We start from the raw sequence: 8,761 nt of genomic DNA on the forward strand, positions 1-8,761 counted from the left end.
GTTTATGAATAAATGGATATTAGGTGTATCGGTTATATTATTTTTACTGACATCTTGTAGTAAAGATAATGATGAGGGTACACCTCAATCTGATGATATAATGAATGGAGGGGCTGAATTGAAATTCAGCTCCGATGTTCTTTCGTCTATCGTGGTTGACGTTGATCCTACTAGAAGTTCGACTCGTGCGCCATTGAGCTCTTTTGAGAACAACTCTCAAATTGGAATTTATGGAATACCGGGAGTTGATGGAGGGAAGAATGAATCATGTAATTTGCGTGATTGTAAATTTGAATCCGATTTTCAAAAATATTTGTTTAATGGTCGATATACCTATGTTTCTGGGTATGACGAATTACAATCGGAATTTCAGGCTACATATCCATCACGAGCAAATCCTGCTTTATATTTGTATGGGTATTATCCTTATACGGACAAGGCGGAATATCGTGAAATTGCCGGAGCTTCTCAGTGGGCTGTTCCATGGCAACTAGATACTGACAATATGGCTAATACAATAGACTATCTTTATACAGGTGAAAAATTCGTTCGATATTCAGAATGGGGACTCAATCCAATTACTTTGGAGTTTCAACATGCCTTTGGTAGAGTGGATTTTAAGTTCTATACGACGAGTATGGCTGTTCTTAATAAGAATTATACTGTAGAGTCTGTTACAATAACTTGTATTTCCGGTAAAAAAGGTTGGATGGCAATTGCCAATGGAAGTATGTCATTTACAACAGAGCAATTTACTTCTACATATAAAGTCGTGGATGGTTCTGTCGCATGGAATATACCAGGTGAACCGGCAGCTCGTTTTATGTTTCCTCATACTCAGACGCTGATAAAAGAAGTGACTTGTGTTATGAGAAGCGGAGCTGGAGAGGTTAAGAAATATACTATTTATGATCAATATTCCGGTTATACAATTCCGGTACGGCAAGGAGAAATAACAAATATGAATGTTAAATTCTTGCCAAAAGATGCATCCATCTCATCTGCAGTCGATGTAAATTCATGGGATAGCAATACGACTATTGATAAAGATGTAAAGTTATAATAACGACATGACACGAATCGTAAAATATCTGTTCTTCTTTATTTTGCTGCTTGGAGCTGGAGCACAAGAGATGTGCGCCCAGCAAATAGCAGTGAAAACCAATGGCTTGTCACTTTTGGCAGGAGTGCCTAACTTAGGATGTGAACTTGTAGTGGGAGAACGCTCCAGTGTTGATTTAAGTTTCTATGGAGGATACAAACCTTGGGGGACAGATATCAAGCTTATCGGAGTACAGCCGGAGTATCGATATTGGTTTAACGGACGTCCTATGGTGCGTGAATACATCGGTATATCCGCTTTAGGTGCGAGCTATGATATGCATCTGGGAAAACATATTTACGATGGAGATGCCATAGGTATTGGTATAACGATGGGATATTCAATGGTATTGGGAAAACGCTTGAACCTTGAATTTTCGGCAGGTTTCGGAGCCGTTTGTTTCTGGCACCAACAATACTATGAGAATGATAATTTTGAGGATTATCTGATAAATAATCCGGGAAAGACGAATGCGCATGGATATAAATTGTTTCCAGCCAAGTTAGCGGTTTCTATTTCTTATATTATTAGATAGTTAGAAAGTGAGATTGTAGATATGAAAGTAAATTTGATAAGGGTGAACGGAGCTATGAGAATAGCTTTTCTATTGATATGTTATTTAGCTACTTGTGTTCAGTTGAATGCGCAAGCCCCCAAATTAGTGATGGGACGTATTTTGGACAAAGAAGCATCCGAGAAGAAACGCAAACCTGTCCCGTTTGATATTTCTTCTATTGGTGACATAAAGATTTATTATTTCAATACCGTTCAAGAAGGAAAGGATATGGAAGCGGCACTGAACAAAGACAATATCAGTTTGACCCTTTCAGCCATGTACGAAGTACCCGATGCGACGGGAGCTTATCAGATTACTTTACCGGAGACCGGTTCATTGGTTATCAAAGTAAGTACGGCGCCCGCTGTATTTGAAGCAATCAGTGGTCGACGGGAGATTACTACGTATGTAGATATGGGACACATGATTAGTCAGGTAACCGTTGTGGGGCAACGTACGGAGGTTACGTCCATGCCCGAAACGCCTGATCAGTATGGAGATATGATTATTTTGAACGGAGCGAAAGTTGCAGTTCCTCCACGTATTGGAAAGGACAATGCCCGAATGATCGTACAGCCATACGTGATAAATAATAGTAAAGGAAAGAAAGTTGAAATGTATCGTCTGCCTCGTGTATACGATGGTTCGCAATATTATCTGACTCAGGACCGTCGTATGGGATATGATATAACCCGGGATTCGCTGGACGCTTTTATCATTGAAAACGAACCCCTCTCAGCGGAGAAGGCTTCCTATATGTGGAATGATACAATCAAACTATCCAATGCGCAAGATAACTTTCAAGTGCTGGCTCTTATGCAGATGGAAGATTATACGCGTCCTTATTACGAGCGCTTGTTGGAGCTCTCTACCCGTAGCCCCAGACGTCCGTTACGTTTCCTCGAATATTCGCTCGACCAGTATGAACTGGACCCTAAGAAATATGAGGAAAAACCGAAAGTTGAACGCCGTACCGGTGTGGAAGACATTTCTTTGAGCTTCTTACTGGGGAAGGCGGAATTGGATCCTGAAGATCCTAATAATGAAGTACAGTTGAATAAACTGAAAGCGAAACTGTTGGAGGTGGTAAATGGCGAAAGTTCTACTTTGAAAGAGCTTCATTTGTATAGCGTTTCGTCACCGGAAGGTTCTTATGCGTCTAATATGGCTTTGTCGCAACGTCGTCTGGCGTATGCACGTTCGTTGGTGTACTCTGTTATTCCGGCTCATACGATGCAACGTTTGTATACTTATACACCTAATGATTCGCGAGTTGCTACTTGGTTGGAGGTAGCGGATTTGCTGGAGCAAGATACGCTGGCTGCGGAGGCTGCCGCTATTCGCGAAATTGTAGAGAAATACCCGAAGAACCAAGACCAGCAATTTCGGCAAGTAGCTGCTTTACCATATTATAGTACTATTATAAAAAGCCATCTTCCCAAATTGCGTTCAATGAAGTGCGAATATACCGCAGAAATTTATCGTGCCTTGACGAAGGAGGAAATATTGAATCGTTACCGGAATGATCCTGATTATCATTCGGGAAAAAAGAATTTTGCTTTGTATGAATACTGGCACTTATTCAATATGGTGAAAGATCCTAAGGAATTGGAGGAGCTGTATCGCCGTGCATATCACTATTCTCAAGAATTGACGGGTGGAAAACCGTGGGTGCTGGCTGCTAATAATTTAGCGGTGGCTTACTTGAAACGCGATACGGTGGATACGGAAGTATTGAAGCCGTTAATTGATTTCTCAGTGAGAGGCTGTAATGTGGAGCGTACGTTTGACGGACGTGTGATTGGTATTGATAATGTTGAGGAGGTGGTAGCCAATCAACTTGCCATGTATTTGAAGAAGGGAGATTTTTCGGAGGCCAGTCGTCTGGCGCAATTGCTGCCCGACAATGAGAAGAACAAGAAGATAAAGGCATTTGCGTTCTGCTTGGGAGGATATTATAAAGTGACCAGCGGATTGAATGATGCGGAAATAGCCCGTCGTCTGGAAACATTTGAATTGGTCAAGAATAGTTCTCCTCTTAATAATGTCGTGATGTGTCTGGCGATGAAGACACACGCATGGAATGAAAAAGCGGAGAAAGCATTGGAGGATTTACCCGCAGACGATCCGAAGACGATGTATCTGAAAGCGGTGTTATATTGTCGTAAAGGAGACTTTTATGCCATGCAGGCAGAAGAGGCGTTGACAAACTGTTTCAAGAAGGACAGCAGTTATATCTCAATAGCCGAATGGGATGGAGATATCAGTGAAGACTGTTTCAAATATGCTAAGATGGGGTATGAAGATGCAATGACTACGGGAGGAAATGAATAGCTTAAATAGATAAATAATGGTGATGAAAAGATATATATTGACGTGTATTTGTTGTGGAATATTTGCGGGCGGCGTACTTGCCCAGCAGCAAGATTCCATTGCAAAGATGCGAGATGCAGCAGCTGCTCAGGATTCCGCAATGCAACGAAGAAGCCAGGCCGATACAGCCTATCGTGTGAAGTTCAATGCAATGAAGTATTCAATGCAGAAACGTTATCAGCCTAAAGGGATGGAGTTCAACAATAAAAAGTTTCTTGATAACTTCTTCTTCGGTTTTTGGGGTGGTTACAACCGTATTATTCCACAAGGGGATATGAATCTTTCCGGCGGACCGGAAATCGGACTGTCTGCAACTAAATTCTTTTCTTCTAAAAACGGAATGCGACTCTATGGAACATGGCAAAGCGCCAGTCGCCAGAGTGATAATGAAAAATGGAGCAATTATTCGTTCGGTATAGATCATATATTCAATCTTAGTACGGCTTTTGCCGGATATAATCCTTATCGTATGTTCGAGATTTCTACGGTTGAAGGGCTGGGTGTACATCTCGCTTCTTTGGCTGGAGAGAAAAAAAGAGCGGGCGATTTCCATCTAGGTTTACAGATGAAGTTGGCCACCGGCACGCGTCTGGACGTGTTTGTAGAACCGGCAATCTCCTTTTATACCGATAATATCGATATCTCCGGAGAAAATAACTGGCACGGATATGATTTGGGATTGAATGCCCGTGTGGGGATGAATTATCGTTTAGGTACCTTCAAGCAGCGTGGAAGTACGGAAGCAGGAGAGGAGAACTTCTTGGACAATACTTTCATCAGTGCGGCTATGGGACTTCAAGCGCAAAATTCCTCATTGGCCAGGGAACAAGGACTGCTGGGCTCTACAGGACCTGTTTTTAATGTGTCCTTAGGTAAATGGTTTTTGGATCTGTTTGGTTTCCGCTTATCTGCATTCGGATCGTATGATGCGTGGAAAGAGAATCAAAAGGCAGGTATGGACAGAATGACTCTGTATGGAGGCGGACGGGCAGAAGTGATGTTGAATCCTTTTGTGTTGTTCAAGAAAGAAGCGCGTTCTATGCGGTGGGGAGTTGTCCCGATGTTCGGTGTCGAGTTGGGGATGATGAAGAAACAGGATGAGCAGGAGGTTATTTCTAAAACATATACGGGATGGACAGGTGGAGTACAGTTTAAGTATTATCCGATAGAGAACTTGGCTTTCTTCGTAGAACCACGTATGTCCTTCGTACCTTATACCTTTACAGAGAAGACGATTTCCGGAAAAGTGAATGAGTATTCTTTTATGGATAAGCTGATGAATATTAGTGTAGGGGTCGAATTGCGTCGTCCTACTCGTCCGCAATGGCAGCAGTTAGCCAAACTTAGGGGAGATTTTACTCCTTATTATTATACTTCTTATGCTGTCGGCATGACAATGCCGCAACAGTTGAACCGGCCTACTTCACGCCGTCCGGGTTTCATTACCGGAGCTGCGGTCGGACGGCAGTTTAGTCCGCTTTCCGGATTCCGTTTAGGACTTGACTTCAACAATGCGGCTACCCGTTTGGCGGATGCTAAGGTTGACCGTTACACTTTTACGAGCCTTTCTTTGGATTATATGTTTGATATATCCAATTGGGTAATCGGTTATGATCCGGAACGTAAGTTTGGTACGGAAGTTTTTGCCGGTCCGGTCATTACCCATCGCTTTGAACCGGGAAAGACCTATTTGGGAGGAGAAGGCGGTGTACGTCCTTATTGGAGGCTAGGTGAGCAATTTGATGTTTTTGCTGAGTCTAAATTGCGACTGTATACGCAACGTTATATTAATTCGCGTGAGGGTAAGGGAACTCCTTTACAGCTCTCTTTTGCGGTGGGTACTTCGTATCGATTCAGCCCTTCTTATCGTAAGAGATTGTTAGAAAGCGGTTTTGGTGATGGAACATTCTGGGGAAATACTTTCATCAGTGGAGGGGTCGGCTTTCAGTTCCTGAGTGGCTCGGGACGTTCTATGGGGGCTTTAGCTTCGGTAGGGCCTACTATGAGTGTATCTGCCGGTAAATGGTTTCTACCTTTCTGGGGATTACGTTTCTCCGGTTTTGCAGGTATAAGTAGTTGGGGGCAGGCTGCGCGTGAAGATGGAACTCTTGCTGACAAGCGAACGATGCAAGGAGGAGTCCGGATAGAGAGTATGTTGAATTTTCTTTCTTTCTGGCAGCATGATAATGAACAACGTTGGGGAATTGTTCCGATGTTAGGTCTGGAACTAGGTAAGGTACGGAGGCAAAATGAAAATATAAAGGTTAGTGCGGCAGGTGCTGCATATGCCGGTGTGACGGCAGGGCTGCAATGTAAATATTACTTCTCCGATCATACGGCATTATTTATAGAACCTCGTTTCTCTCGTATTCCTTATTCTTACAGAGATGTCAACGTTATTGATAATTATGTGGGGCCTCGCATCTCTACGGCAGATAATGTGATGAGTGTGCAGGTCGGACTGGAATTCCGTCGTGCAGGTGGTAAGACGTTGAAAGAGCTGGCTGCTCGCAGAAGTGAATTCGAGCCTTATTATTTTGCCTCATGGAATGTAGGTGGAAATATGCCTATTCATCGGGTGAAATTAGATGACGGTTCTGGTCTTGGAGTTTTAATAGGAGTGTCTGGAGGACGGCAGTTCTTCCCTTGTTCTGGTGCACGGATAGGCTTGGATTATGTTGCTTTGCCGGGAAAGAACGGATCGGATGCCCGTAAGTTGATTAGTTTATCGGCAGATTATCTCTTTGATGTGACTCATTTTATGGGAGGTTATAATCCGGACCGTAAATTTGGTGTCGAGTTGCTTGCAGGTCCTGTGTTGTCATTCGGAAAAGAGCCTAATAAAACGAATATTGGTGCGGAGGGCGGCGTACATTTTTATTATAGATTGCTTAAGGGATTCGGTGTTTTTGCCGAACCTCGTTTGCGACTATACACTAAAGATATATGGTCGGGTGGAGATTTGACTCCTGTTCATGCGTCATTCTCGGTGGGAACCTCTTACAGATTTTGATTTATGAGAGTATAACGTGTACTCAAAGTATTGCAAGCTTTTTTAGGGATATTCCTTAAATATAGAATATAAGGCAACTAATTCGTAATGAAGAAGTTGCCTTATTTATTAAATTAAATATAGTCATCGCCCAGTTGAATTTGGGCGTCATTGACATATTTGCGGATGGAATGTTCTTCGTCTTTACGGCAAATAAGTAAGACGTTTTCGGATTCCGCTATCAGGTATCCTTCCAACCCGTCAATTACAGCGAGTTTTCCTTTCGGTAATACTACCATATTGTCTTTGCTGTTATATAAAAGTGAATGACATTTTAAACTGACGTTACCTTCTTGGTCTCTGTCTGATAAATCATAAAGTGATCCCCAGGTTCCAAGATCAGACCAGCCAAAATCACCTAATGACACATATACATTATCTGCTTTCTCCATAATGCCGAAATCGATGGACACATTAGGGCATGCTGGGAAATTTTCTTCAATAAATGCTTTTTCTCCATCAGTGGCATAAATTTCCTTTCCGGGCGCCAGTTTAGAAGTCAGCTCGGGCAATAAGGACTCACTTGCTTTGATAATGCTATTTACATTCCACATGAACAGTCCGGAATTCCAATAAAATTCTCCACTTTCTACAAATACTTTAGCTAATTCCAGTTCTGGTTTCTCGGTGAATGTTTTTACTTTGTAGAAGTTATCTCCGGCAGGCTCGGCGATTTGTATATATCCGTATCCGGTTTCCGGTCGATTAGGCTTAATTCCTAGTGTCAGTAGCTTTTCAGAGTGTGAGACAAAATCCAGTCCTTTTTCGATAGCGGCAAGAAATTCATCTTCCTTTAAAATAAGGTGGTCTGAGGGGGCCACTACTATATTGGCATTTGGATTCAGTGCCCTGATGTGATAGGAGGCCCAAGCTATACATGGAGCGGTATTTCTTCGTGCAGGTTCTAGCAGTATTTGTTTTTCGTTTACTTCGGGTAGCTGCTTTTTAACTAAGTCTGCATACATTGCATTGGTAACGATAAGAATATTTTCTGTTGGTATTACCTTTTGGAAACGATCAAACGTTTGTTGTAAGAGTGAACGACCGGTTCCGAAGAAATCTAAGAATTGTTTAGGCAATGTTTTGCGGCTAAACGGCCAGAAGCGGCTTCCAATACCGCCACCCATAATCACGCAATAATTATCCTTGTTTGTCATAACAGAGACTCTATTTAAAAGTTTCTGCTAATGTACGGTTTATTCTCTGAATATAGAAGTGTTTGAGATATGTTTTATTATTTTTTTCTCTTTTTTTCTACCAAACTATTGCAGATTCAAAATAATGTCGTATCTTTGCACCGCAATTGAGAAATCAAGTATGCCCAGATGGCGGAATCGGTAGACGCGCTGGTCTCAAACACCAGTGGATTCACTTCCATCCCGGTTCGACCCCGGGTCTGGGTACTGAAGCGGAGAAAGTTGAAAAACTCTCTCCGCTTTTCTTTTCTATCCCTCGTAACTCGTTGGTTTAAATTGGGGTCAACGTAACAATCTGAGGGATTCTATATTTAAGCATATAATTTAGCAAGTCTATATAAGAAAAAAGCTCTATCTCTTACTCCTCTGAACTGTGCTCTAAATGCTTTGATTTTAGCATTGAATGACTCTGCTGCGGCATTGGTTGCCCTCCTTTCAAAGAAATTGATTATATCCAGATAATGTGTTTGTATAGAACGTGC

The 8,761-nt window shown here is 42.2% G+C and carries 6 protein-coding genes and 1 tRNA gene; 5 read left to right on the plus strand and 2 right to left on the minus strand.

The features are described 5' to 3' along the window. Positions 1 to 4: 4 nt before the first annotated feature. The 4 genes from BACFIN_RS04525 to BACFIN_RS04510 are packed head-to-tail and all read left to right on the plus strand — an operon-like array spanning position 5 to position 7,044. Positions 5 to 1,063, plus strand: coding sequence for a fimbrillin family protein (locus tag BACFIN_RS04525; protein ID WP_007756595.1), 1,059 nt, complete (start codon positions 5 to 7; stop codon positions 1,061 to 1,063). Positions 1,064 to 1,070: 7 nt separating this feature from the next. Continuing rightward, a complete protein-coding gene (locus tag BACFIN_RS04520; protein WP_007756596.1) occupies positions 1,071 to 1,637 on the plus strand; it encodes a DUF3575 domain-containing protein in 567 nt (188 codons plus the stop codon). 21 nt (positions 1,638 to 1,658) lie between these two features. After that, positions 1,659 to 3,992, plus strand: a complete 2,334-nt coding sequence (locus tag BACFIN_RS04515) for an OmpA family protein (protein ID WP_007756597.1) — start codon at positions 1,659 to 1,661, stop codon at positions 3,990 to 3,992. Positions 3,993 to 4,014: 22 nt separating this feature from the next. Continuing rightward, positions 4,015 to 7,044: a hypothetical protein gene (locus BACFIN_RS04510; RefSeq protein ID WP_230325696.1), complete on the plus strand. Its 3,030-nt coding sequence runs from the start codon at positions 4,015 to 4,017 to the stop codon at positions 7,042 to 7,044. Positions 7,045 to 7,157: 113 nt separating this feature from the next. Here the strand turns inward: BACFIN_RS04510 and BACFIN_RS04505 are convergent, their stop codons facing one another. Then, on the minus strand, positions 7,158 to 8,240 hold the full coding sequence (locus tag BACFIN_RS04505; RefSeq protein WP_007756599.1) for a mannose-1-phosphate guanylyltransferase: 1,083 nt from the start codon (positions 8,238 to 8,240) through the stop codon (positions 7,158 to 7,160). Between the two features lie 162 nt (positions 8,241 to 8,402). Between BACFIN_RS04505 and BACFIN_RS04500 the strand changes: the two genes are divergently transcribed. After that, positions 8,403 to 8,486, plus strand: a tRNA-Leu gene (locus tag BACFIN_RS04500). 104 nt (positions 8,487 to 8,590) lie between these two features. Here BACFIN_RS04500 and BACFIN_RS21950 read toward each other — a convergent pair. After that, positions 8,591 to 8,761 (minus strand): transposase (locus BACFIN_RS21950; RefSeq protein ID WP_007756601.1); only part of this gene is annotated, 171 nt, incomplete at its 5' end.

It is taken from the genome of Bacteroides finegoldii DSM 17565 (assembly GCF_000156195.1).
Classification (GTDB): Bacteria; Bacteroidota; Bacteroidia; order Bacteroidales; family Bacteroidaceae; genus Bacteroides; species Bacteroides finegoldii.

Bases quoted from the DNA above. Each gene is read 5' to 3' on its own strand.
- BACFIN_RS04525 (WP_007756595.1), top strand. From the start codon at position 5: ATGAATAAATGGATATTAGGTGTATCGGTTATATTATTTTTACTGACA.
- BACFIN_RS04515 (WP_007756597.1), top strand. From the start codon at position 1,659: ATGAAAGTAAATTTGATAAGGGTGAACGGAGCTATGAGAATAGCTTTT.
- BACFIN_RS04505 (WP_007756599.1), bottom strand. From the start codon at position 8,240: ATGACAAACAAGGATAATTATTGCGTGATTATGGGTGGCGGTATTGGA.
- BACFIN_RS04520 (WP_007756596.1), top strand. From the start codon at position 1,071: ATGACACGAATCGTAAAATATCTGTTCTTCTTTATTTTGCTGCTTGGA.
- BACFIN_RS04510 (WP_230325696.1), top strand. From the start codon at position 4,015: ATGAAAAGATATATATTGACGTGTATTTGTTGTGGAATATTTGCGGGC.